Source organism: Serpentinimonas raichei (assembly GCF_000828895.1).
GTDB lineage: Bacteria > Pseudomonadota > Gammaproteobacteria > Burkholderiales > Burkholderiaceae_C > Serpentinimonas > Serpentinimonas raichei.
Genome location: NZ_AP014568.1, coordinates 2,158,327 through 2,182,227, shown reverse-complemented (window position 1 = coordinate 2,182,227; position 23,901 = coordinate 2,158,327). Strand labels below are relative to the sequence as shown.

19 protein-coding genes, 1 other RNA gene and 1 pseudogene are annotated in these 23,901 nt (G+C 67.7%); 18 read left to right on the top strand and 3 right to left on the bottom strand.

Translation table 11 applies throughout. The annotated features are described in order from the left end of the window. Positions 1–78: 78 nt before the first annotated feature. Positions 79–951: a protease HtpX gene (gene htpX, locus SRAA_RS10160; RefSeq protein WP_045532501.1), complete on the top strand. Its 873-nt coding sequence runs from the start codon at positions 79–81 to the stop codon at positions 949–951. A 67-nt stretch (positions 952–1,018) separates the two neighbouring features. Here the strand turns inward: htpX and SRAA_RS10155 are convergent, their stop codons facing one another. Then, entirely contained in the window at positions 1,019–2,941 is a 1,923-nt protein-coding gene (locus SRAA_RS10155) for an NAD(P)/FAD-dependent oxidoreductase (protein WP_045532500.1), read from the bottom strand. 162 nt (positions 2,942–3,103) lie between these two features. Between SRAA_RS10155 and rnpB the strand changes: the two genes are divergently transcribed. Then, positions 3,104–3,449: RNase P RNA component class A (gene rnpB / locus SRAA_RS12115), an RNA gene on the top strand. Positions 3,450–3,484: 35 nt separating this feature from the next. Here rnpB and SRAA_RS10150 read toward each other — a convergent pair. Next, a complete protein-coding gene (locus SRAA_RS10150; RefSeq protein ID WP_171820242.1) occupies positions 3,485–5,410 on the bottom strand; it encodes a diguanylate cyclase in 1,926 nt (641 codons plus the stop codon). 239 nt (positions 5,411–5,649) lie between these two features. On the opposite strand from SRAA_RS10150, the gene SRAA_RS10145 reads away from it, so the two are divergent. Continuing rightward, the gene (locus tag SRAA_RS10145; RefSeq protein WP_171820241.1) at positions 5,650–7,284 is read left to right on the top strand and encodes a diguanylate cyclase domain-containing protein; all 1,635 of its coding nucleotides are present in this window, start codon (positions 5,650–5,652) and stop codon (positions 7,282–7,284) included. Here SRAA_RS10145 and SRAA_RS10140 read toward each other — a convergent pair. Then, a pseudogene (locus tag SRAA_RS10140) lies at positions 7,274–8,194 on the bottom strand (MBL fold metallo-hydrolase); the annotation flags it as partial. The gene SRAA_RS10145 and the pseudogene SRAA_RS10140 sit on opposite strands and share 11 nt — an antisense overlap. A 139-nt stretch (positions 8,195–8,333) precedes the next feature. Between SRAA_RS10140 and SRAA_RS10135 the strand changes: the two are divergent. The 15 genes from SRAA_RS10135 to SRAA_RS10065 all read left to right on the top strand — a co-directional run bounded on the left by SRAA_RS10135 (position 8,334) and on the right by SRAA_RS10065 (position 23,893). Next, the gene (locus SRAA_RS10135) at positions 8,334–8,993 is read left to right on the top strand and encodes a YiaD family glycine zipper/OmpA-like lipoprotein (protein WP_420834931.1); all 660 of its coding nucleotides are present in this window, start codon (positions 8,334–8,336) and stop codon (positions 8,991–8,993) included. Positions 8,994–9,053: 60 nt separating this feature from the next. Further along, positions 9,054–9,929, top strand: a complete 876-nt coding sequence (gene dapF / locus SRAA_RS10130) for a diaminopimelate epimerase (protein ID WP_045532494.1) — start codon at positions 9,054–9,056, stop codon at positions 9,927–9,929. 29 nt (positions 9,930–9,958) lie between these two features. Continuing rightward, a complete protein-coding gene (locus SRAA_RS10125; RefSeq protein WP_045532492.1) occupies positions 9,959–10,648 on the top strand; it encodes a DUF484 family protein in 690 nt (229 codons plus the stop codon). A gap of 11 nt (positions 10,649–10,659) precedes the next feature. Further along, positions 10,660–11,715, top strand: a complete 1,056-nt coding sequence (locus SRAA_RS10120; protein WP_045532490.1) for a tyrosine recombinase XerC — start codon at positions 10,660–10,662, stop codon at positions 11,713–11,715. A 100-nt stretch (positions 11,716–11,815) separates the two neighbouring features. Beyond that, complete coding sequence (locus SRAA_RS10115) at positions 11,816–12,949, top strand: CobW family GTP-binding protein (protein WP_045532488.1); 1,134 nt, start codon at positions 11,816–11,818, stop codon at positions 12,947–12,949. A gap of 206 nt (positions 12,950–13,155) precedes the next feature. Beyond that, positions 13,156–13,911 (top strand): RNA polymerase-binding protein DksA, encoded by a 756-nt coding sequence (gene dksA, locus SRAA_RS12530; protein ID WP_231849281.1) that lies wholly within the window; start codon positions 13,156–13,158, stop codon positions 13,909–13,911. A gap of 42 nt (positions 13,912–13,953) precedes the next feature. Beyond that, positions 13,954–15,705, top strand: a complete 1,752-nt coding sequence (locus SRAA_RS10105; RefSeq protein WP_082040023.1) for an STAS domain-containing protein — start codon at positions 13,954–13,956, stop codon at positions 15,703–15,705. Positions 15,706–15,789: 84 nt separating this feature from the next. Next, positions 15,790–16,356 carry an ATP-dependent protease subunit HslV gene (gene hslV, locus SRAA_RS10100; RefSeq protein WP_045532484.1) on the top strand — a complete coding sequence of 189 codons (567 nt, stop codon included), beginning with the start codon at positions 15,790–15,792 and terminating at the stop codon, positions 16,354–16,356. 3 nt (positions 16,357–16,359) lie between these two features. After that, complete coding sequence (gene hslU, locus SRAA_RS10095; RefSeq protein WP_045532482.1) at positions 16,360–17,697, top strand: ATP-dependent protease ATPase subunit HslU; 1,338 nt, start codon at positions 16,360–16,362, stop codon at positions 17,695–17,697. 33 nt (positions 17,698–17,730) lie between these two features. After that, positions 17,731–18,615, top strand: coding sequence for a class I SAM-dependent methyltransferase (locus SRAA_RS10090; protein WP_082040022.1), 885 nt, complete (start codon positions 17,731–17,733; stop codon positions 18,613–18,615). A gap of 241 nt (positions 18,616–18,856) precedes the next feature. Continuing rightward, a complete protein-coding gene (gene mraZ, locus SRAA_RS10085) occupies positions 18,857–19,285 on the top strand; it encodes a division/cell wall cluster transcriptional repressor MraZ (protein WP_045532478.1) in 429 nt (142 codons plus the stop codon). 9 nt (positions 19,286–19,294) lie between these two features. Continuing rightward, entirely contained in the window at positions 19,295–20,236 is a 942-nt protein-coding gene (rsmH, locus tag SRAA_RS10080) for a 16S rRNA (cytosine(1402)-N(4))-methyltransferase RsmH (protein ID WP_082040021.1), read from the top strand. Beyond that, entirely contained in the window at positions 20,233–20,616 is a 384-nt protein-coding gene (gene ftsL, locus SRAA_RS10075; protein WP_045532474.1) for a cell division protein FtsL, read from the top strand. The genes rsmH and ftsL overlap by 4 nt, the downstream gene beginning before the upstream one ends. Beyond that, positions 20,613–22,343 carry a peptidoglycan D,D-transpeptidase FtsI family protein gene (locus SRAA_RS10070; protein WP_045532473.1) on the top strand — a complete coding sequence of 577 codons (1,731 nt, stop codon included), beginning with the start codon at positions 20,613–20,615 and terminating at the stop codon, positions 22,341–22,343. The genes ftsL and SRAA_RS10070 overlap by 4 nt, the downstream gene beginning before the upstream one ends. Then, the gene (locus SRAA_RS10065; protein ID WP_045532471.1) at positions 22,340–23,893 is read left to right on the top strand and encodes a UDP-N-acetylmuramoyl-L-alanyl-D-glutamate--2,6-diaminopimelate ligase; all 1,554 of its coding nucleotides are present in this window, start codon (positions 22,340–22,342) and stop codon (positions 23,891–23,893) included. Before SRAA_RS10070 ends, SRAA_RS10065 begins: the two co-directional genes overlap by 4 nt. Positions 23,894–23,901: the final 8 nt, after the last annotated feature.

The following is a 23,901-nucleotide window of genomic DNA, read 5'->3' as shown; positions in this document are numbered from 1 at the left end:
TCTTAAACAAGCGGCGGACTGCGGTGCCTTACACTGTGCCTGCCCATCCCTGACCGAACCCAAGGAGTTCTACCCCCTATGAAACGTGCGATGCTGCTGATTTTGACCAACGTGGCCGTGATGGTCGTGCTGCTGGTCATGACGCGCCTGCTGGGCTTCGATCAATTCCTCACCGCGCAGGGATTGAATTTGCCGGCGCTGGCTGGATTTTCGCTGGTGATCGGCTTTGGCGGGGCCTTCATCTCGCTGCTGATCAGCAAGCCGATGGCCAAGTTCAGCACCGGCTGCCAAGTCATCACCCAGCCGCGCAATGCCGATGAAGCCTGGCTGGTGCACACGGTGCAAAAATTTGCCGAAAAAGCCGGCATCGGCATGCCCGAGGTGGCAATCTACCAAGGCGCCCCCAATGCCTTTGCCACCGGGGCCTTCAAGAACTCGGCGCTGGTGGCGGTCTCGACCGGGCTGCTGCAGAGCATGACGCGCGACGAGGTCGAGGCCGTGCTCGGGCACGAGGTGGCGCACATCGCCAATGGCGACATGGTCACGCTCACGCTCATCCAAGGCGTGATGAACACCTTCGTGGTGTTCCTCAGCCGCGTGATCGGCTACATCGTCGATCGGGTGGTGCTGCGCAACCAAAGCGATGCCCCCGGCATCGGCTACTGGGTGACCACCATCGTGATGGACATCGTCTTGGGCATTTTGGCGGCCATCATCGTCTCGTGGTTCAGCCGCCAGCGCGAGTTTCGCGCCGACGCCGGGGCCGCGCACCTGATGGGGCGCAAACAGCCCATGATCAACGCCTTGGCGCGCTTGGGCGGCCTGCAGCCGGGCCAACTGCCCAAAGAGATGCAGGCCATGGGCATCAGCGGCGGTGGCGTGCGCAAGTGGTTCTCCAGCCACCCGCCCATCGCCGAGCGCATCGCGGCACTGCAGCAGCACCAAGGCTGATTAAAGCAGAGCGCCCGCTGTGTCGGGCCTTTGCTTGTGTGCGCCCCCTGCGCTGAGGGCGGGTGCTTCAGCCGTAAACCATTTCGCTTTCAACGCCACCCTGCCGGCTCGCCCGCTGCGACGGCGGTGCGGGCAGCCCCAGCGCCGCACAGGCCAGCGCTTCAGCCACGCGAATGCCATCCACGGCGGCCGACAATATCCCACCCGCATAACCCGCGCCCTCGCCGGCCGGGTACAGCCCGTGTACGTTCAGGCTTTGGAAATTGTCGCCGCGCGGAATGCGCAGGGGCGATGAGGTGCGCGTCTCGACCCCGGTGAGCACGGCGTCTGGCAAATCAAAGCCGCGAATTTTCTTGCCAAAGGCGGGCAGGGCCTCGCGCAGCGCTTGCAGCGCGTAGTCGGGCAGCACGGCGGCCAGGTCGGTTGGGTGCACGCCGGGCTGGTATGAGGGCTGCACGCTGCCAAAGGCGCTGGAGGCGCGCTGGGCCAGCAAATCGCCCACGCGCTGGCCCGGAGCGCAGTAGTTGCTGCCACCGGCCACAAAGGCGCGCGCTTCCAGGTCGCGCTGCAGCACCACGCCCGCCAAGGGGTGCACTTGGCCGCGCTCGGCCAGCGCTTGCGCCTGCTGGGCATACGTGCGGCCGCGCTCGGGCCCAAAGGCAGCCTCCCAAGCCGCCGTGGCCGCAGGAAAATCGAGCGGGAAATCGCGCGGCTCGATCGCCACCACCAGCCCGGCGTTGGCGTTGCGTTCTTGGCGCGAGTATTGGCTCATGCCGTTGGTGACCACGCGCCCCGCCTCGCTGGTCGCGGCCACCACGGTGCCGCCAGGGCACATGCAAAAGCTATAGACCGCGCGCCCATTGGCGGCGTGGTGCACCAGCTTGTAGTCGGCCGCGCCCAGCAGCGGGTGGCCGGTGTGGCGGCCCCAGCGCGCACGGTCGATCAGGCCTTGCGGGTGCTCGATGCGCACCCCGATCGAAAACGGCTTGGCTTGCAGCGCCACGCCCGCGTCGTGCAGCATGGCGAAGGTGTCGCGTGCGCTGTGCCCCAGCGCCAGCACCAGGCGCTCGCAAGGCCATACGTATTCGGTGCCAGAGGCCTGATCGAGCACGCGCACGGCGCGCAGGCGCAGGGCTTGCTGCTCGGGTGCGTGCAAAGCCGGCTGCGAGTCCGGTTGCGCTGCTGTTTGCAGGCCCTCCGACACTGTTTGCTCACAAGGCTCCAGCAACAGAGAGCTGACGCGCTGCTCAAAGCGGATCTCGCCGCCCAATGCGATGATCTGCTCGCGCAGCGCCTGCACCACCTTGACCAGCCTGAAGGTGCCGATGTGTGGGTGCGCCTGGTACAGGATGTCGGGTGGCGCCCCGGCGGCTACAAACTCCTGCAGCACCTTGCGCCCGAGCCAGCGCGGGTCTTTGATCTGGCTGTAGAGTTTGCCGTCGGAGAACAAGCCGGCCCCGCCTTCGCCAAACTGCACGTTCGATTCGGGCTGCAACTGCTGCTTGCGCCACAGGCCCCAGGTGTCGGCGGTGCGCTGGCGCACCGGTCGGCCGCGCTCCAGCACCAGCGGTTTCAGCCCCATCTGCGCGAGCGCCAGCGCCGCAAACAGGCCACAGGGGCCAAACCCCAGCACCACCGGGCGCTGCTCGGAGGCCAAAGGCCAATCAGCCGGGGCACTGGCCGGGGCGTGCCAGCGCATGTCTGGGCTGGGCTGGATGTGCGAGCGGCCGGCGTGGCGCTGCAGCAATTCGGCTTCCAGCTCAGTGTCCGTCAGTTGCAAATCGATCACAAAAACCACGCGCAACTGCACCGAGCGGGCGTCGAAGCTGCGCTTGTGCACGTGCACGTTTGCAATCTGCGCTTCGGGCACGCCCAAGGTCTGCGCTGCCAGCGAACGCAGCGCGCTCAAGGGGTGCACCGAGTCCGCATCGCCCTCTACGGGCAGGGGCAGGGCGGACAAATCCAGTTTGAGTTCAGACAAGCGAATCATGGCGGGCTCGTTTTGATCAAGCAACGGGAGGGGGATGATACGCTGCCCAGTCACGTTTAGGGCAGCACGTTTAGGGCAGCACAAGGCGCGGTAGGGGTTGCGCCGGTGTGTGGCTCGGCTGAGAGCCCACGGGTCTGCGCCAAGTGGGATAATCCAGCCCGTGAAGCCCGCCAGACCGCCGCTGGCGCAAGGCCCGAAAGGGCGCGCTGGAGGAACGTCCGGACTGCACAGGACGGCGCAGCAGCTAACGGCTGCCCACCGCAAGGTGAGGATCAGAGCAACAGAGACGAGTCCCCGGGAACCATCCGCTTTGGCGGCCGGAGCCCGGGGGGTGAAACGGGCAATCTCTGCGTGCAGCAACACCAAGTAGGCCAGCGTTGACGTGGTTCCGCGGAGCTGGCGGGTAGGTGGCACCGAGCCGTGTGGGCGACCCACGGCCCAGATAAATGGCGGTCACGCGGCGGGCAACCGCCGTGCACAGAATCCGGCGTATCGGCGGGCTTCACACTTTTTTAGCGCCAGCGGCTAGGCGGGTCTGCCGCTTCAGGGCATTTGCATCAGGCCGGTGGGGGGCTCGGTGCGTGGCGCGTCGGCCGCAAACCGCACCCCGTTGCGCTGCTGTTTGGCGCCATACATGGCCCAGTCGGCGGCGCGCAACAGGCTCTGCAATTCCACGCCATCGTCGGGGCTGATCGCCACCCCAATCGAGGCCGACACCCGCAGCGCGTGTTCGCGGTAGTGGATCGGGGCATCGAGCAGCTCACGCAGGCGCTCGACCAGGGCATCGAGTTCCGGGCGCGCCGGACATTGGCCGATCAGCAGCACGAATTCATCGCCGCCAAGGCGCGCCACCACATCGCGCGTGCGCGAATGGCGCTGTAGGCGGCGTCCCAATTCAGCCAACACAAAGTCCCCGGCCTCGTGGCCCAGCTGGTCGTTGATGGGTTTGAAGCGGTCGAGGTCCAGCAGCACCACGGCGTGTTGCCCCGGGCGCCGCAACAGGCTTGCGCTGACTTCAACCAAGCCGCGCCGGTTGGTCAGGCCGGTGAGCGAGTCGGTGCTGGCGGCCGTCGCCAAGCGATCGGCGCGCCGCGCCAACAGGGCATTTTGGCGCTGCACGTGCCGAATGCGGGCGCTCAAGGCTCCCGACAACACCAAGGACTGCAACAGCAGGCCCAGCTCCAAGCTGTTGTGCTGCATAAATAACCAGTCGCTGACGCCCCAGTTGAACAGCAGCAGCGCCGCCACCGAAGCAAAAGGAGCCAGCGAGCCCAGCAAATACCAGCGCGCTGGGGTGAAGCCGCGCCGCCACAGCAGCGCCGCAATCAGCGCCAGCGCCGCGCTGCCCAACAGGGCGATGAGTTCGTTGGCCCCATGCGCCCAAACCGTCCACCCAGCCAGACCCAGGCACAGGCTGCCCAGCGCCAGCACGGCCAATAGCAGCAACACGGCATCAAAGGCGGGTGCCGTCTGGCGCGTGTTGAGGAAGGCGCGCGCAAAGCCGGCGCTGGCCACCAGCCACAGGGCCGGAAAACTCACATAACTGTGCTCGATCCACCACGGGCTGTGGGGCCACAGGTATTGGGCTGCGTGGCCGTTAAAGCTCAGCAGGGTGAGCAAGGCGGCCCCGCTCATGGCGCCGAACCACGCAAAGAGGGTGTCGCGAAACGAGAGCCACAGCGCCAACGCGGCAAATAAAAAGGCCACCAAGGCGCCATAAACCACCCCGTCAAACAGGCGCTGGTGCTGGCGCGCTAGGTGCAGATCGCTCGCGTGCCAAAGCGTGGGCGTCATGTGTTGGACGATGCTGGATTGCACCCGCAGGTAGACGGTGTAGGTACCGGGTTCGGGCAGGTCGAGCACAAAAGTCAGGCGCTCCAGCCCCAGTGGGCGGCTTGCAAAGGGCCGAATCAGGCCGCTGGCTTGAGGGGGTGCCAGCGCGCTGCCGTCGGCGGCAAAGGGGCCGAAAAGGGTGACGTCGCGCAGCGCGGTGCTGGGCAAGGCCAGCAGCCAGCGCCCGTGCGCCTGTTGGGGTTGCAGCACCAGCCGCTGCCACCACACGGTGGGGCCGCCGGCGCGCAAAGGCTGGTTCGGCGTGCTCCACCGAGCCGCTGCCGAGGCTGCGCGCACCTCGTCGAGTGTCAGCAGCCCAGTCGGGTCAGCCAGCACCGCCACCTGCCCCTGCAAGGCCAAGCCGCCGGGTCCGCGCACCGGCACCACCCCCGCCTGCATCGGTTGTTCGGGCGCCGCAGCTGGGGGCGCCAGCGCGCCACCCTCGCGCGCGCTGCCGGCCGCCCACGCGCTGGCCAGCAAGACGCCGGCCGCCCACAGCAAGACCAGCCGCAACAAAAGCCCCAATTGCCGTGCCAGCCCTGCCGCCCAGCGCCTTGGCAGCGGCCAGCCCCAGACCCCCGCGCCACCCAAACGGACTTGACGGTCGGCGCACAGCAAAGAACGGCTTGAATTCATGGTTAACCGCCAACTATAGCCGCCACATCCCATGCTTGGCAAGGTTTTTTTGCCCAAACCATGGGCGCCAGCAGGGCCCCGCAGCACGCCAGCCAACCCCATGGCGTGGGTTTAAAATGCACCAAAATCAGAAAAATGAAATGGGCCATCTAAAAGCGTCTTGGGTGCAGGCCAGCGGGCTGTGTGGGCCGTTAAGGTGGGGTCGGCTGTGGGCGGGACTTAACCCTCGATGGGAATTGTTGGGGTGGCTGCTGGGCGTGGTTTTGCTGGCCTTGGCCGTTGCGGCTCCGGCGACCGCTCGCGCTGCCGCAACGAGCGCCACCGCTGCGGCGGCCGATGACCGGCCCGTGCTCACCTTGGGGGTGTTTGCTTACCGGCCCAAGCCCATCATGTTGCAGCGCTTTGGCGAACTCGGTGGTTTTTTGTCAGAGCGCGTCGGCAGCCACCGCTTTGAGGTGCGCGCCTACACCGGGCCAGAGCTGCAGGCTGCCATTAAGGCCGGCGCGGTCGATTTCGTCCTCACCAATCCGGTGCATTTTCATGTGCTGCGCGAATACGGCGCCCTGTCGGGTTCCTTGGCCTCGATGGTCATGCGCGCCGGCGACCAGCCGCTGCACGGCATCGGAGGCGTGATCGTGCGCAAGGCCGAGCGCACCGACCTCGCCAGCCTGCACGATCTGCGCGGGCGGCGCATTGCCACGTCCGGCTTCAACTCCTTGGGCTCCTTTGTGGCCCCGGCGGCCGAGCTGCAGCGCGCCGGCGTACCGCTGGATGGGCTGCAGTGGCTGGTCGTCGATCAGCCGATCGACCGGGTGGTCGAGGCGGTGCTGGGCGGCGCCGCCGACGCCGGCTTCGTGCGCACCAGCGTGCTGGAAGACCTGCAGCGCGAAGGCAAGCTGCAAGCGGGCCAGTTGGTGGTGCTCAATCCGCAAAAGGTGCCGGGCTTTCCGCTGCAACTCTCGACCCGCCTGTACCCAGAGTGGCCCTTTCTGGCCGCCGTCCATGTGCCGCCGGAGTTGTCGCACCGGGTGGCGGTGGCCCTCATGTCGCTGCGGCCAACCGATGCGGCGGCCCTAAGCGCCAGCGTGTACGGCTTTTCGATCCCGGCCGACTATTCGGCGGTGGAGCAGGCCATGCGGGAATTGGGTGTAGCGCCGTTTGATGCCGAACCGCAAACCACATGGGCCGATGTCTGGCAGCGCTACTGGGTCTGGATCGTGGCCTTGGCCGGTTCGGCGGTGCTGGTGCTGTTGTTGGCACTGGGCTTGGCCCTCAACACGTGGCGGCTGGTGCACATCAAGCGCGACTTGCAGGCCGACCGGGCGGCGCTGCAAAGCCAGCGCGAGGAGCTGGCGCGGCTGGCGCATTTCGATGCCCTGACGGGGTTGCCCAACCGCCGCCTTTTAGAAGACCGCCTCAACCTGGCGCTGGCGCGCGCGCGCCGCAACGCCAGCTTGCTGGCGCTGTGCTACTTGGACTTGGACAATTTCAAGCCCATCAACGACCAGTTGGGGCATGCGGCAGGCGACCGTTTTTTGATCGAGATCGGCCAGCGCTTGCAGCAGGGCCTGCGCGCCGACGACACCGTGGCGCGGTTGGGTGGCGATGAGTTCGTGCTGCTGCTCACCGATCTGGAGCACGACGAGGCGTGGCCAAACGCCCTGCACCGCATCTTGGAGCGGCTGCGCCAGCCGGTGGCGATCGATGGGCATGAGGTGGCTTCCAGCGCCAGCGTGGGGGTGGTGCTGTTCAAGGGCGCGCCCGGCGAACAATCGGCCGACCCCGACAGCCTGCTGCGCCAAGCCGACCAAGCCATGTACCAGGCCAAGCAAGAAGGGCGCAACCGCTACCGGGTGGTCGAGTTCAAGGCCTGAACAGCCCCAGCGTTTCGATGCGCTGCAGGTGCGCCAGCAGCGAGCGCCGCGCCACCGGCCACAGGTGCGCGGGCACGTCGGCGTAGACCATGGGCAGCCAGTCGTCGGCCTGGCCGCTGGGCAGAGCCCGCATGGCCGACAGCACCCGCGCCTCGCGTTGCAAGCGGTGGCGCCGCAGCCGCTCGATGGTTTGCAAGGGTTGCGCCAGTGCATGCCCGTGCGCGGGCAGGATATGGGTCACGCCCGCGTCGTGGCAAACCTCGGCCAACCGATCGAGCGAATCGAGGTAATCGCTCATGTTGCCATCGGGCGGGTCGATCACCGTGGTGCTGCCGTCCAGGATGTGGTCGCCGCTGAACAGCAGCCCGTCGCCTTCGAGCAGCAGGCACAGGTGGTTGGCGGCATGCCCGGGGGTGTGCAGGGCGCGCAGGCGCAGCGGCGCCGACTGCCCGTCGGGGTGGGGCATGTCGAGCACCGAGCCATCGGCCATGACCTCATCGGGGCAGAAGCGGCTGTTGTCGCGCGCGGTGGCGGCGCTGGGCAGGCCCAAAATGGGCGCGGTATTTGAAGCCGTGTGCACGCGGGCGCTGCGACACAAGGCCTGCAGCGGCCGGGCGGCGGGCGCGTGGTCGGGGTGCGAATGGGTGCAGACGATGGCGTGGATATTGCCGCCCGCTGCCTGCCACAGCCGCTGCACGTGGCCGCTATCGGCCGGGCCGGGGTCGATGACCCAAAAGCCGCTGCGGGGCGCACCGATCAGGTAGCTGTTGGTGCCGGGGCCGGTCATCAGCCCGGCGTTGGGGCAGGTCAGGCGCAGCACATGGGGCCGCAGCGCCACCGGCTGCAGGTGTTGCCAGTCGGGTGGGTCGGACAAGGGGGCAGGGGTGGTCGTCATGGAGGGACAAATCAAGGGGTGCGTCAGCGGGGTGGCAACGGGCCGCAAAGGTGTGCAATCGTAAGGGCTGTAAATTTGGGTCTGCGCACCTTGCGCTTTGCTTATACAGGCCGATAATGCCAGTATTGTCAACTGCAAAGGAAAAACCATGCGCATCGCCACTTATGCCACCTACACCGCCTTGGCTGCCGCCGTCGCCCTGACGGCCGGCTGCGCCAACATGACCGAAGCCCAGCAAGGTGCCGCCCGAGGCGCTGGCATTGGGGCCATTGCCGGAACCGTCATCGGTGCCGCGGCCGATGGCCGCGACGGCGCGCTGCGCGGGGCCGTGATCGGTGCTGGCGTGGGGGCCATCGGTGGCCACATCTGGTCCACCCGCATGGAGGAGCAGCGCCGCGCCATGGAGCAAAGCACGCGCGGCACCGGGGTCGAGGTCACGCAGACGGCCGACAACCAGCTCAAGCTCCACATTCCCTCCGATGTGTCGTTTGCCGTGGGCCGGGCCGACATTCAGCCCAACTTCCGCCCCATCCTCGACACCTTTGCCCAAGGCATGGCGCGCAACCCCAACGCGCGCCTGCGCATCATCGGTCACACCGACAGCACCGGCACCGACGCCATCAACAACCCGCTCTCGCTCAACCGCGCCGCCAGCGTGCGCGACTACTTGGTCTCGCGTGGGGTCTCGATGGGTTCCATCAGCATCGACGGCCGCGGCTCGCGTGAGCCGGTGGCCAGCAACGACACCGCGGCCGGCCGGGCGCAAAACCGGCGCGTCGAGATGTTCATGGCCGAAGTCGCGCCACAGCGCTAAAGCCTTGGGCGGCATGGGCGCCGCGCGCCGATTGGCGTGCGGCTGCCCGATAATGCGCCCATGCGCATTCCGTTTAGCAAAATGCAGGGCGCGGGCAACGACTTTGTCGTGCTCGACGAAACCCGTGGCCGCTTAGGCCTCACGTCGGCGCAGTACCGCCGCTTGGCGGATCGGCACTTTGGCGTCGGGGCCGACCAGATCCTGAGCGTACGGGCGGCCCCGCACGCCGGGGTGGACTTCGAATACGCGATCCACAACGCCGATGGCGGCGAGGTGGAAAACTGCGGCAACGGGGCACGCTGCTTTGCCCGCTACGTGCGCGAGCGCGGCCTGAGCCTGCGCCCCGAGGTTCGGGTGCAAACCGCCAGCGGCGTGCTGCTGTTGCAGTGGGGCAACGAGGGGCAGGTGGCGGTGGACATGGGCGCGCCGGTGTTCGAGCCCGCGCGCATTCCCTTCGATGCCGCCGGCCTGCAACCCCGGCCCTGCGGGGGCTGGCAGGTCTGGCCAATGGCCCTGCCGGCCTTTGAGGCCGAACTCTCGTTGCTTTCGATGGGCAACCCGCACGCGGTCTGGCGCGTGCCCGACACCGACACCGCGCCGGTGGCCCAGTTCGGACCCCTGATCGAGCGCCATCCCCGTTTCCCGAACCGCGTCAACGTCGGTTTTCTGCAAGTGCTGGGGCGCCAGCAGGCGCGGCTGCGGGTGTTTGAGCGCGGCGTGGGCGAAACGCTGGCCTGCGGCACCGGCGCCTGTGCGGCGGTGGTGGCGGGCATCCGCCACGGCTGGTTCGACGAGCGCGTCGAGGTGCAACTGCCGGGCGGTGCGCTGTCGGTGGCGTGGCCGGTGTCGCGCCACGGGCTGGCCGCGCCGGTGCACCTGAGCGGCCCGGCCGAAACCGTGTTCGAGGGCGTGATCGAGCTGCCCGACCTTTGCTAAAGCCTGCTTTTTTCAAGGAAACCCCGTTTGTGAACCCGATTGCCCCCGTGACCGAAGGCGATATCGCCGAGTTCTTGCTCCAGTCGCCCGATTTTTTTGAGCGCCATGCCGAAGTGCTGGTGCAGGTGCAACTGACCAGTCCGCACAGCCAGCGCGCCGTCAGCCTGCAGGAGCGCCAAGCCGAGTTGCTGCGCGAAAAAATCCGGCACCTCGAGCACAAGGCGGCCGACATGATTCGCCATGGCCGCGACAACGCGCACATCGATGGGCTGCTGCAGCACTGGACGCGCCGTTTGCTGGCGGTACCCGACGCCGCCGATTTGCCCAAGGTGTTGCTAACGGGCTTGCTGGCCGATTTTGCTTTGCCCCAGGTGGCGCTGCGCTTATGGGACTTGAGCCCGGCCCATGCCGAAGCGGCTTTTTGCCAATCGGTTTCGCCCGAGGCGCGGGCCTTGGCCGATTCCTTGCAGCAGCCCTACTGCGGCCCGAACCGGGGTTTTGAGGTGATGCAGTGGCTGGCCCCGGCGCAGCCGGTGGCCTCGCTGGCGCTGCTGCCCTTGCGCGTGGCAGCCAGTCAGCCATGCTTTGGGCTGATGCTGTTGGCCTCTGACGACCCGCTGCGCTTTCAAAACGACATGGGCACCGATTTTCTGCAGCGCATCGCCGAGTTGGCGGCGGCGGCTCTGAGTCGCCTGCGGCCGCCGACCGGCGCCGCCTGAGAGGGACGGCCATGGTGGCGCGTCAGCTCCCTGCGCACAGCCCGCCAGCGCCCACCTTGGACGCGGCCGACGCCGACTGGCTGGCGCGCTACCTGCGGCACATCCGGGTCGAAAAGCGGCTGGCGCCGCGCACCCAAGCACTGTACGCCCTCCACTTGCAAGGGCTGGCGCAGCGCTGCGCCGCTGAGGGTTTGCGCTGGACCAGCGTGCGCCCGGCCCATGCGCGGCGCTGGGCGGCGCAGTTGCGAGGGGCGGGCCGGCAGCCACGCGGCATTGCGCTGGTGTTGTCGTGCTGGCGGGGTTTTTTTACTTGGTTGGGGCGCCAAGGTGTGCTCAGCGCGCACCCGCTGCAAGCGGTGCGCGCGCCCAAGGCGACCCAGCCCCTGCCCAAGGCGCTGGACGTGCACGACGCGCTGCGCTTGGCCGCGCACCTGCCCCAGCCGCCAACGGCCACCCACTCCGCCCACGTGGCCGGCAGCGCAAGCGCCGCCAGTTCGCCCGTGGCGGCCACGCCCGACGACTGGCTGGCGCTGCAAACCCATTGCCTGGTGGAACTGCTCTATGGCAGCGGCTTGCGCATCAGCGAAGCGCTGGGGCTTGATGTGCGCCCGAGTGCGGCCGCGCTGGGTTGGGTCGATGCCCAAGCGGGCGAGGTGCAGGTGCTGGGCAAAGGCGGCAAGCGGCGCACGGTACCGGTGGGCGGCCCCGCCTTGCAGGCCCTGGCGCTGTGGCTGGCGGCGCGCCAGCAGGCATGGCCTGCCGCCACCGAGGCGGCCTTGTTCGTGGGCGCGCGCGGCGCTCGCCTGACGCCCCAGGTGGCGCGGCGCCAGTTGCAGGCGCTGGCTGCCAGCGCGGGGCTAGCGGGGCGGGTGCATCCGCACATGCTGCGCCACAGTTTTGCCAGCCATGTGCTGCAATCCAGCGCCGATTTGCGCGCGGTGCAAGAACTGCTCGGACACGCCAGCATCACCAGCACCCAAATTTACACCCGGCTCGATTTCCAGCACCTGAGCCGCGCCTACGAGGCGGCGCATCCACGCGCACGCAAATCTGGCCACGGCACCTAAGAACTGCACTACACTGGCTGGTTGATTGGCCCGTCACCCGTGGCCAGACCCCGTCCAGCCTGCCCGATCGTGCCTGCCCTTTCCTTGCTGTGAGCCGCCCATGTCCCTGATCCCCGCCACCATCCTGACCGGCTTTTTAGGCTCGGGCAAAACCACGCTGCTGCAGCGCCTGCTGACCGAGGCGCACGGCCAAAAAATCGCCGTGATCGAAAACGAGTTCGGTGCCGAAAACATCGACGCCGAAATTCTGGTCTCGGGCACCCCAGAGCAGATCATCCAGATGAGCAACGGCTGCATCTGCTGCACCATCCGCGAAGACCTGCGCAGCACCCTGAGCGAACTGGCCGAGAAAAGGCGCCGGGGCGAGCTCGACTTCGAGCGCGTCGTGATCGAGACCACCGGTCTGGCCGACCCGGGGCCGGTGGCACAGACCTTTTTCATGGACGACGAAGTGGCCGAGAGCTACCTGCTCGACGCCGTGATCACGCTGGTCGATGCGGTGCATGCTGGGGCTCAGCTCGACACCCACCAGCAGGCGCGACGCCAAGTGGGTTTTGCCGATCAGATTTTCATCAGCAAAGCCGATCTGGTCAGCCCGGCCGCGCTGCTGGCTTTGCAGCACCGACTCAAGCACATGAACCCGCGCGCCCCGATCGAGCCGGTGCATTTCGGCCACATGGCGCTGAACAAGGTGTTCGATTTGCGCGGTTTCAACCTCAATGTCAAACTCGAAATCGACCCCGATTTCCTGCTCGACGCAAGTGCTCCGCCCGAGCCACACCTGCACGGGCCGGACTGCGGCCACGAGCATGAGCACGAGCACGGCCCGGACTGCGGCCATGGGCACGCCCACGAGCACGGCGGCCATCAGCATGGCCCGGACTGCGACCACCCCGCGCACGCCCACGAAGCGCAGCACGCCCACCACCACCACGACGACGACGTCAAAAGCTTCGTCTACCGGGCGCAGCGGCCTTTCGATCCGGCGCGGCTCGAGGACTTCCTCGGCGCCATCGTGCAGGTCTACGGCCCCAATATGCTGCGCTACAAAGGCGTGCTGCACATGCAGGGCACCCAGCGCAAGGTGATTTTCCAAGGGGTGCACCAGCTCATGGGTTCCGATTTGGGCCCCGAGTGGCGGCCCGACGAGCTGCGCCAGAGCAAAATGGTGTTCATCGGCATCGATTTGCCGCGCGACATTTTGGTCCAAGGGCTGGAGCAGTCCTTGGTTTGAGTGAACGCGAAAATGAACGTGGGAGCGCCACCATGAAGCCGAGCAAGCCTTACACCAACTGGCCCTATGCCGCCGACTTGGGTCAAGCCGTACAATCGGGCCCTTTTGTTTCTTGTGCCCACGCGCCGGCTGCAGAGCCAGCCGTTGTGGCCAAGGACCAAGGACGTGTCCCGGCCGCATCTGCGGCCCCAGAGAGGAAACCTGTAGTGAAAGAATCCGCCCCAACTGCAGAGGCAGTGGACGCCGCTGCCGCCGCGCCTGCCAAGCGCCCCGTCAAATCCGGCTCCAAGGCCGGCGCCAAGCCCGATGCCCAGGCCGCACCCGATGAGGTGCTCAAGGTCGGCAGCGAAGTGCGGCTGCCGTCGGTCAACAAGCGCGCCACCCAAGCCGCCATGCAGGCCCAAATGAGCCAAGCGGTGGAGCCCTCGCACGACCCGGGGGCGGCCAAGGCGGTGTTCAGCCCCAGCCCCGAGCGGGTGCTGGTGGCCATCACGCCCATGAGCCCGAAAAAAAACCCCAAGCTGAGCGGCAACTGGAAAACCGTGCCGCTCGATCAGCTCTCGGACGCCGACGTGCTGTCCATGCCCGACGCCGAGTACATGAACGAGGTGCAGCTGGCCTTCTTCCGGCGCAAGTTGCAACAGCTCAAGCACGACATTCTGGTCAATGCTGGCGAGACCACCGAGCACCTGCGCGAAGACACCTCGGTGGTGCCCGATCCGGCCGACCGCGCCACCATCGAAGAAGAGCACGCGCTGGAGTTGCGCACGCGCGACCGCGAGCGCAAGTTGTTGAAGAAAATCGAGCAATCGATCGCCCGCATCGATTCCGGCGACTATGGCTATTGCGACGAAACCGGCGAGCCGATCGGGGTCGGCCGCTTGCTCGCGCGTCCCACCGCCAGCTTGTCGATCGAGGCGCAACAACGCCGTGAGCTCAAGCAAAAACTGTTTGGCGACTAAAGGCGGCTGAGCTGGCATGCCGGGTGTAGCAACAAGGCCACGATGAGCCAACAGGCCCCGCCCCCGCGCAGTTGGCTGGAGCGTCTCGGCGGTGCTTGGGCGCGTCCGTCGGCTGCGCCCAGAGCACAGCCCGATACGGATGGGGTGGCTGGGGTGGCCGGTCCCGATGCCGAGCGTCTATCCCTCAAGGAAGCCGTTGCACGCAAACGCCGCAACGACCGGGTGCGCAACGACGAGCTCAACCACTTGCGCGAGCTCATGCGCGCGCGCTGGTTGAAGCAAGAGGAAGAGGGTTCTTCGCAAGCCCCGAGCTCGGGCTTGAGCGGCTTGTCGACGCTGTCGTCCACGCTCAGGCTGGATGCGGGGCCGGGCAGCGCCAGAAACCGCACCATGAGCGAAATCGCTCGCATCGAGTCCCAAATGGCGCAGCATTGGCTGGGGCGCGGCCAAACGCCGGCGGCGAGCGGGACGCGCATTGCGGGCGCCCGGCTGGCCCAAGCCATAGACCGGGATTTGAGCCAGTCCATGCATTTGCGAGCCCGCTCCAAGGCTGCCCCGGCGCTGCCAATCGATGTCGTGGCCGAAGAGGCGCAGTCCACCCTGCAAGCGTTGTCGGGTGCCTTGACCGACCCGTTGCTGGCCCAAGCGGCCCAGGCCTTTGCCCAAGGGCAAGACGAAGCAGCGGAGCGCGCTTTGCGCCAGCTGATGGTGCAAGCCCCGCAGTCGCTGTCGGCGCGGGTGGCCGCCATGGCCTTGCTCGATTTCTTCCATGCGCGCGGGGAATTCGAATCGTTTGATGAGTTCGCCGCCGAGTTCGCCGAACGCTTTGGCACCCCGGTGCCGCGTTGGCCCAGCGAGGCGGCGGCCAGCTCGGACCCATCCGAGCAGCCGCCGGCGGCCCCTGTGCCGTTCGATATCTGGGTCTGCCCCTTGTTCCTCGATGGCCAAGCCGTGGCCACATTGGAGCAGGCCTTGGCGGGCCCCCATTCGGTCAAATGGCTGGATTGGACCGGCCTGTTGTCGGCCGATCTGCCCGCGGCCGAGGCCTTGCTGGAGCAGGTGCAGGGTTTGAGGCGGCGTGTGCTGCAGCTGCATTTCGTTGGGGCGGCGGTGTTGCGCCGGCGCCTCAAGGCCAGCACGCCCTCGGGCCGCAGCGAAAACGACGCCGTGTGGTGGCAACTGCGGCTGGCGCTGCTGTGTCTGATGCGCCGGCGCGACGAGTTCGACCTGGCCGCGCTGGACTACTGCGTCACCTACGGCGTGCTGCCCCCGGAGTGGGAGCAGCCCCTGTGCGCTTATGCGGCGGCCGACAGCCTGCCCGATGCGGCTGCGCCAGCGCCGGTCCCCTCGGCGCGCGCCACCAGCGCGCAGACACACCAGCCGTCCGCCGCCACGGCCGCCGAGCCGTTGGCATGGCCGGGCCTGCCGCTGCCGCTGCCGGGTGCACCAAACGGCTTTGACCACACACGATTGGCCGATTGGCCGGCCGCCCTGACCCTGATCGAGCAAGCCGCACCCGCGCTCACGGGCAGCTTGGGCGCGGGCCATGTCCAGGTCTGGAATGCCCTCGACCAAGCCCTGGCGCAGCACCCCCCGGGTTCGCCTTTCGTCCTCGACTGTCGGGCCTTGTTGCGGGTCGATCTGCCCGCCGCCAGCGCGCTCCTGCAATGTCTGCTCGCGGCCCGTCAGCGCAGCGTGGTGGTGGAGCTGCACGGCCTGTCGCGGCTGCTGGCGGCCTACTTTCACACCGTGGGTCTGGATGAGGTCGCCACCCTGCGCCTGCGGCAATACTGAAATGAAAACACCCCCACGCTCGTTGCACTCGCTGCCCCCCGAGGGGGCGCTTCAGTGGCTTCGGGCGGCCGTGCGCCACTGAATATGAACCAAAACCCCCACGATCCCACCCTGCTCTACGGCACCACCATCGTTTGCGTACGCCGCGTCACCCCGGCCGGGGTGCAAGTCGCCATCGGCGGCGACGGCCAGGTCACGCTCGGCCACATCGTCGTCAAAGGCACGGCGCGCAAGGTGCGCAAGCTCTACCGCGAGCAGGTGCTGGCCGGTTTTGCCGGCGCCACCGCCGACGCCTTCACCCTGTTCGAGCGCTTCGAGGCCAAGTTGGAAAAGCACCAAGGCCACTTGCAGCGCGCCGCCATCGAGCTCACGCGCGACTGGCGCACCGACCGCGTGCTGCGCCGCCTCGAAGCCATGCTGGCCGTGGCCGACCGCAGCGCCAGCCTGATCATCACCGGCAACGGCGACGTGCTCGAGCCCGAACACGGCATCGTGGCCATCGGCTCGGGCGGCGCCTATGCCCAAGCGGCGGCGCGGGCGCTGCTGGCGCACACCGAGCTGGGTGCCGAGGCGATCGTGCGCGAGTCGCTGCAGGTGGCGGGCGAGCTGTGCATCTACACCAACCTGAACCACACCGTCGAGGTGCTCTAAGCCATGTCCTTTGCCATGACCCCGCAGGAGATCGTCTCCGAGCTCGACGCCCACATCATCGGCCAGACCGCCGCCAAGCGCGCAGTGGCCATTGCGCTGCGCAACCGCTGGCGCCGCCAGCAGGTCGAACCCAAGTTGCGGCCCGAGATCACGCCCAAAAACATCCTCATGATCGGCCCCACCGGCGTCGGCAAGACCGAGATCGCGCGCCGGCTGGCGCGGCTGGCCGGAGCGCCCTTCATCAAGGTCGAGGCCACCAAGTTCACCGAAGTCGGCTACGTCGGCAAAGACGTGGACAGCATCGTGCGCGACCTGGTGGACATCGCCGTCAAGCAAGCGCGCGAGCAGGCCGCGCTCAAGGTGCGCGCCCGCGCCGAAGACAGCGCCGAGGAGCGCCTGCTCGATGCGCTGCTGCCCGCGCCCCGGCACGAGGGGCCGCTGGCGCCCGAGCCCGAGCGCGACAACGCCACGCGCCAGGTGTTTCGCAAAAAACTGCGCGAAGGCTCGCTCGACGAGCGCGAAATCGAAATCGAACTCGCCACCGCGCAGCCGCAGCTCGAAGTCATGACGCCGCCGGGCATGGAGGAAATGGCCGAGCAGTTGCGCGGCATGTTCTCGCAGATCGGTGCCCACAAGCGCAAGACGCGCAAGCTCAAAATCGCCGAAGCGCGCCGCCTGCTGATCGACGAAGAAGCGGCGCGGCTGCTCAACGAAGAAGAAATCAAGCTGCAAGCGATCCAGAGCGCCGAGCAAAACGGCATCGTCTTCATCGACGAGATCGACAAAGTCACCAGCCGCAGCGACGGCCAGTCCAGCGCCGAAGTCTCGCGCCAAGGCGTGCAACGCGACCTGCTGCCGCTTGTCGAGGGCTGCACCGTGTCCACCAAATATGGCCCGGTCAAGACCGACCACATCCTGTTCATCGCCAGCGGTGCCTTTCACCTGAGCAAGCCCAGCGACCTGATCCCCGAGCTGCAAGGGCGGCTGCCGATCCGGGTCGAGCTGCAATCGCTCACCGTGGCCGATTTCGAGGCCATCCTCACCCAAACCCATGCCAGCCTGGTGCGCCAGTACCAGGCGCTGCTGGCCACCGAGGGCGTGACGCTGGTGTTTAACGCGGCCGCCATCACGCGGCTGGCTCAGATCGCCTTCGAGGTCAACGAGCGCACCGAAAACATCGGCGCGCGCCGCCTGGCCACCGTGATGGAGCACCTGCTCGACGAGGTCAGCTTCGACGCCGCACGCCTGAGCGGCACCGAAGTCACGGTCGATGCCGCCATGGTCGATGCCCGGCTGGCAGCGCTGAGCCGCAACGAGGATTTGTCGCGCTATATTTTGTAGCGCACAGGCGGTGCTTGGGCGTACCATTGCACCATGGAGACATCCCTCAGACGTTGCGGCCGCAGCCATTGTCCACCCGGGGCGGTGCCGCTGGGCTGTTTGGTGCGTCTGACGCAGTTGCAGGCGGTGCGCTCGACCTTGCTGATCCCGCTGGTGGCGCGCGCTTTTGGCGCCCGCTGCTACCCATGGCTGGACTGCCACGACGCCGACGCGGCGCACCTGCTGAGCTGCCTGCAAACCGAGGTGGCGCCGCTGCTGCAAGACCGGCTGGTGATGCTCAACGTGCTGTGGCGCACCGGCGTGCTCAAAGCTTGGGGGCGCGAGTTTTTTGCCCGCTACCCGCACGCGACCGGGGTCAACTTGGGTTGTGGGCTGTCGAATCACTTCCAGTGGCTGGACAGCGGCCGCAACCGCTGGCTCGATGCCGATCTGCCCGAGGTGCTGGACTTGCGCGAGCAACTGCTGCCGGAACAGGGCGGGCGCCGCCACAACGCCGGCATCGACATCGCCCGCGACGGCTGGTGGGACGCGCTGGCGCTGGATCGCCTGGCCGCCAGTGGCCCGCTGTGGCTGCTCTGCGAAGGCGTGCTGATGTACCTGCCGCCGGAGCGGGTGCGCGCGTTGCTGCGCGAGTTTGCCGAGCGTGCCCCGCCCGATTCGGTGCTGGTGTTCGATGCCATTTCGCACGTAGGGATAGGGCAGGCGCGCCATTGCCACAGCGTGGGGCCGAGCGGGGCCGAGTTTTGCTGGGGCCTGCGCTCGCCCCAGGAATTGCTGCAAGCGCACCCGCGGCTGCGTCCGCGGTGCGCCGCGCGCAGCGTTGCCGAGTGCTACGGCGTGTTCGGCTGGGCCGCCGAGGCCATGAGCCTGCCTTGGAGCGGTGCGCCGCTGTATTCCATGCACGCGCTGCGCGTTTGAGTGCGCGGGCGCGGCCGCATCCACCCCGGCCGCCAAAAAGCTTTATCCAAAACTTTTGATGTGGCTTGTAAGCCCTTCATTAGGCTTGATTTTTACTTTTTTGTTGGCTTGCAACCAAGTCCTAACGGCTTGATTTCATTTGAAAAAAGTGTAACGCCGACTAGGCGTGGCTGGGATTTGGTGCTACAGTGGTGAAAAGTGTGTTTTTGTGGTGATTAGTGGGTCAAAAGGCCATTCTGCTGTGTTCCAAGGTGCATCCTCTCTCAGTCTCGACGCCAAGGGTCGCTTGGCCGTGCCGACGCGGCACCGCGAGGTGCTGAGCGCGTGCGCCGCGGGGCAGCTCACCATCACCAAGCACCCGCACGGCTGCCTGATGGTGTTTCCACGCCCGCAGTGGGAACAGTTTCGCGAGCGCATCGCCGCGCTGCCGATGTCGGCCCAGTGGTGGAAGCGCATCTTCTTGGGCAACGCCATGGACTGCGAGCTCGACAGCGCCGGCCGGGTGCTGATCGCGCCCGAGCTGCGCGCCGCCGCCAACTTGAACAAAGAGGCGGTGCTGCTGGGCATGGGCAACCACTTCGAGCTCTGGGACGCCCAAGCCTACGCCGCCCAGGAGGCCGAGGCGATGCGCGGCGAGCTGCCCGAGGCCCTGAAGGACTTTTCTTTCTAGGGGCCGCCGGTGCAACAGCCCCTAGCCCATTGCACCGTCATGTTGAACGAAGCAGTCGATGCGCTGCACGTGCAAGCAGACGGGAGCTACATCGACGCCACTTTTGGCCGTGGCGGCCATGCGCGCGCGATTCTGGAGCGCCTATCGGCCGCCGGACGCCTCACGGTGTTCGACAAAGACCCGCAGGCGATCGAGGTGGCGCGGCAACTGGCGGCCAGTGAGACGCGCTTGCACGCAGTGCGCCACCAGGGCTTTGCCGCACTGGCTGAGCTGCCCGAGGCCAGCGCCGACGGCATTTTGATGGATTTGGGGGTGAGCTCACCCCAACTCGAGGACCCCACCCGGGGTTTTTCCTTCCGCCACGACGGCCCGCTCGATATGCGCATGGACCCGACCCGGGGCCAGAGCGCGGCCGAGTGGCTGGCTGGGGCAGATATTGCAGAAATTGCGGAGGTGATACGTGAATACGGCGAAGAACGGTTTGCTCAATCGATTGCAAAGGCGCTTGATCGTCGCCGACAGGAACGGGGCCCTATTGGAACCACCGCCGAGCTGGCCCAAATCGTGGCTGGCGCGGTCAAAACCCGCCAGCCGGGCAAGGACCCTGCAACGCGCACATTTCAGGCTATTCGGATTTTCATCAACGCCGAGCTTGAGGAGCTGCAACACGCGCTGAAGGCGGCGCTGCGCGTGCTCAAGCCCGGTGGCTGGCTGGTGGTGATCAGCTTTCACTCGCTGGAAGACCGGATAGTCAAGCAATTCATGGCGCAGCACGCCAAAGATGCCTACGACCGCCGCGCCCCGCTGGCCGCGCCCAAAGCCTTGGCGCTGGCGCAAGTGCAGCGGGTCTTGCCCAGCGCGGCCGAGGTGGCGGCCAACCCGCGCGCGCGCAGCGCGGTGCTGCGCTTGGCCCAGCGCACCGCGCTGCAGCCATCGGAGCTGCGGCCATGACGCGGCTCAATCTGGTGCTGCTGCTGGTGCTGGTGGCCAGCGCCCTGAGCCTGGTGCACCAGCAATACGAGGCGCGGCGCCTGTTCGTGGCGCTGGAGCGCGCCAACGCGGCGGCCGATCGCTTGGCCTCCGATCACGAGCAGTTGCAGGTGCAAAAGCGCACCCTAGCGGCCCCGGCGCGGGTGCAGCAACTGGCCAGTGAGCGCTTGCAAATGCGCCCGATCCACCCCGGCATCACCGAGGTGTTGGTCCTGCCCATCGGCAGCAGCAGCGGCCCGGCGGGCACGGGGGCGGCTGGGCCGGTGCAGCGTCTGCAAGGGCCGGTGGCCGCCCCCGCCGCATCCCGCCCACCCTTGGTCAGCCCGGAGCCACGTCCATGAAGCGCGGCATCGCCTTGGGCTCCAGCCCCTTGCTCACCAGCGCCACCCCAATCTGGCGCAGCCGCCTGATCGTGGCCGGTTTCGCGCTGGTTTTTCTCGGCTTGGGCGCGCGCGCCGCCTACGTGCAGGTGTTTGGCAACGAGTTTTTCCAGCGCCAAGGCGAAATCCGCTTCGAGCGCACGCTGGAGCTGCCGCCGAATCGGGGTCGGGTGCTGGACCGCAATGGCCTGATCCTGGCCACCAGCGTGGTGGCGCAGAGCGTGTGGGCGATCCCCGAAAACATCGACCGCCAGCACCCCCAAATGCCCGAGCTGGCGCGGCTGCTGGATTTGCCACCGGCCGAATTGCAGCGTCGGCTGGATCGGCACCCGACCTTTGTCTGGCTGCGCCGGCAGCTCGACGAGCCGCGCGCGGCGCAGGTGCGCGCACTCGGCATCGAGGGCATCCACTTTCGCAAAGAGTACCGGCGCCAGTACCCGGAAGGCGAGGCGCTGGCGCACGTGGTCGGCTTTACCAACGTCGAAGACGTGGGCCAAGAGGGCGTGGAGCTGGCCTTCAACGCCCAACTGTCGGGGCAGGCGGGTTCGCGCCGGGTGCTGCGCGACCGCTTCGGGCGCGTGGTCGAAGACGTGCGCGAAGTCATCCCGCCGGTCGATGGGCGCGACGTGCAGCTCTCGATCGACAGCCGCATCCAGTTCTTCGCCTTCCAGCGCCTGCGCGAGGCGGTGCAGCAGCACCAGGCGCGGGGCGGCAGCATCGTGGTGCTCGATGCCCGCACGGGCGAAATTTTGGCGCTCGCCAACTACCCCAGTTTCAACCCGAACCAGCGCCGCAACCTGAGCGGCGAGCAGGTGCGCAACCGCGCCCTGACCGATACCTTCGAGCCCGGCTCCACCGTGAAACCCTTCATGGCTGCGATAGCGCTGGAGCGCGGGCTGGTGCGCCCCGAGACCCTGATCGAGACCGGCGACGGCCGCCTGACCATGGGCCGCTTCACCATCCGAGACATCCGGGCCTTGGGCACGGTCACGCTCAACGAGGCCATGAAGGCGTCGAGCAACGTGGCCATGGTCAAACTGGCGCAGATCATGCAGCCGCGTGAGATGTGGGAGGCCTACACCCGCATAGGCTTTGGGCAGCGGCCGCAACTGCCCTTCCCCGGTGCCGCGAGCGGGCGCTTGCGCCCCTACGAGAGCTGGCGCCCGATCGAGCAGGCCACCATGAGCTACGGCTACGGCCTGTCCACCTCCTTGTTCCAGCTCGCGCAGGCCTACACCGTGTTTGCCCGCGATGGCAAGCTGCTGCCTGTGACCCTGCTCAAAAGCCAGCAGCCGGCCCAAGGGGTGCCGGTGTTCAGCCCGCAGCACGCGCAGGCGGTGCGCCACATGCTGGCGCTCAGCGCCGGGCCGGGCGGCACCGCGCAGCGTGCGCAGACGGTGGGCTTTTCGGTCGGCGGCAAGACCGGCACCTCGCGCGTGCAAGAGGGTACGGGCTACGCCATCAATCGGCACCGCAGCTTCTTTGTCGGGCTGGCCCCGGCCGAACAGCCGCGCGTGGTGGTGGCGGTGATGATCGACGAGCCCACCGAGGGCGGATTTTTTGGCGGCGTGGTGGCAGCCCCCGTATTTTCAGCCACGGTGCAGCAGACCTTGCGCGTGCTCGGTGTGGCGCCCGACGTGGACGTGCGGCCGCACATCGTGGCCGATTTGGTGCAGGAGCCAGGATGATCCCAACCTTTGATTTGGCCGCCGAGGCGGTGGCTTGGCTACAGGCCAAGGGTGCCCAGCGCTTGGTGAGCGACAGCCGCCAGCTACAGCCCGGCGACGCCTTCGTGGCTTGGCCCGGCAGCGGCCACGACGGGCGCCAGTTCGTGGCGGCGGCGCTGCGAGCCGGGGCCGTGGCCTGCTTGGTGGAGGCCGAACGGGTGCAGGACTGGGGTTTCGACGACCCGCGGGTGGCGGCGCTGGCGCAACTTAAGGCGGCAGCGGGCGAGGTGGCGCACCGCTTTTGCGGCGCCCCCAGCGCGGCGCTGCGCGTGGTGGCCATCACCGGCACCAACGGCAAAACCTCGAGCGCCTGGTGGTGCAGCCAGTGGTTGCAGGCGCTGGGCGAGCCCACCGCGCTGATCGGCACCCTGGGCACCGGGGCCGCAGGCAGCGCGCTGCAGAGCACCGGCTTTACCACGCCGGACCCGATGACGCTGCAAACCTTGCTGCGCCGCTACGCCGACCAGGGGCTGCAAACGGTGGTGATGGAGGCCTCCTCGATCGGCATCGACGAAGGGCGGCTCAACGCTACGCGCCTGCATACGGCGGTGTTCACCAACCTGAGCCAGGACCACCTCGACTACCACGGCACCATGCAAGCCTACTGGGCCGCCAAGCGCGCCCTGTTCGACTGGCCCAATCTGCAGGCGGCAGTGGTCAACATCGACGACGAGCACGGGCGCGAACTGGCGGCCGATCTGGCGCAGCGCCCCAGCCTCGATCTGTGGACGGTCTCGACCGAGCCCGAAGCGCAGCGGCCGGCGCGGCTGCGCCTGCTGGAGCGCCACTGGAGCGCGACCGGCATCGACTTCGTGGTGCAGGAAGTGCCAGCAGAGCAAGAGGGGCCAGCAGGGCAGGGTGGCGAGCGCATCAGCCTGTCGCTCGACGTGGTGGGCGACTACAACCTGAGCAACCTGCTGTGCGCGCTGGCGGTGCTGCGCATCGGCGGCCACAGCCTGGCAGCGGCGGCGCAGGCCAGCGCCGCGCTCACGCCGGTGCCCGGCCGCATGCAGGCCGCCTGGACCGACGGCCCAGCCAGCTTGCCGCTGCTGCTGGTGGACTACGCCCACACCCCCGATGCGGTAGAAAAAGCCCTGCAAGCCTTGCAGCCGCTGGCCGAGCACCGGGGCGGGCGCCTGTGGTGCGTGCTGGGCTGCGGCGGTGAGCGCGACCGCAGCAAACGAGCGCTCATGGCCGCAGCGGCCGAGCGCGAAGCGGCGCGGCTGGTGCTCACCAGCGACAACCCGCGCAGCGAAGACCCGCTGCAAATCCTGCTCGAAATGCAGGCTGGCTTGAGCGAGCCGGTGCGCGCCATCGTCGAGCCCGACCGCGCCGAGGCGATCCAAGAGGCGGTCGATATGGCCGATGCGCGCGACATCATCCTGCTGGCCGGCAAAGGCCACGAGGACTACCAAGAAATCGCCGGCGTGCGCCACCCCTTCTCCGACGTGGTGCAGGGCCGGCTGGCGCTGCAACGGCGCTGGCAGGCCGAGCAAGGGGAGGCCACTTGAACGAGCTG

Excerpts from the sequence above, each read along its gene's own strand:
- htpX (WP_045532501.1), top strand. The coding sequence starts at position 79 with ATGAAACGTGCGATGCTGCTGATTTTGACCAACGTGGCCGTGATGGTC.
- SRAA_RS10155 (WP_045532500.1), bottom strand. The coding sequence starts at position 2,941 with ATGATTCGCTTGTCTGAACTCAAACTGGATTTGTCCGCCCTGCCCCTG.
- SRAA_RS10150 (WP_171820242.1), bottom strand. The coding sequence starts at position 5,410 with ATGAATTCAAGCCGTTCTTTGCTGTGCGCCGACCGTCAAGTCCGTTTG.
- dapF (WP_045532494.1), top strand. The coding sequence starts at position 9,054 with ATGCGCATTCCGTTTAGCAAAATGCAGGGCGCGGGCAACGACTTTGTC.
- SRAA_RS10120 (WP_045532490.1), top strand. The coding sequence starts at position 10,660 with ATGGTGGCGCGTCAGCTCCCTGCGCACAGCCCGCCAGCGCCCACCTTG.
- SRAA_RS10115 (WP_045532488.1), top strand. The coding sequence starts at position 11,816 with ATGTCCCTGATCCCCGCCACCATCCTGACCGGCTTTTTAGGCTCGGGC.
- SRAA_RS10105 (WP_082040023.1), top strand. The coding sequence starts at position 13,954 with ATGAGCCAACAGGCCCCGCCCCCGCGCAGTTGGCTGGAGCGTCTCGGC.
- hslV (WP_045532484.1), top strand. The coding sequence starts at position 15,790 with ATGAACCAAAACCCCCACGATCCCACCCTGCTCTACGGCACCACCATC.
- hslU (WP_045532482.1), top strand. The coding sequence starts at position 16,360 with ATGTCCTTTGCCATGACCCCGCAGGAGATCGTCTCCGAGCTCGACGCC.
- SRAA_RS10090 (WP_082040022.1), top strand. The coding sequence starts at position 17,731 with ATGGAGACATCCCTCAGACGTTGCGGCCGCAGCCATTGTCCACCCGGG.
- ftsL (WP_045532474.1), top strand. The coding sequence starts at position 20,233 with ATGACGCGGCTCAATCTGGTGCTGCTGCTGGTGCTGGTGGCCAGCGCC.
- SRAA_RS10070 (WP_045532473.1), top strand. The coding sequence starts at position 20,613 with ATGAAGCGCGGCATCGCCTTGGGCTCCAGCCCCTTGCTCACCAGCGCC.
- SRAA_RS10065 (WP_045532471.1), top strand. The coding sequence starts at position 22,340 with ATGATCCCAACCTTTGATTTGGCCGCCGAGGCGGTGGCTTGGCTACAG.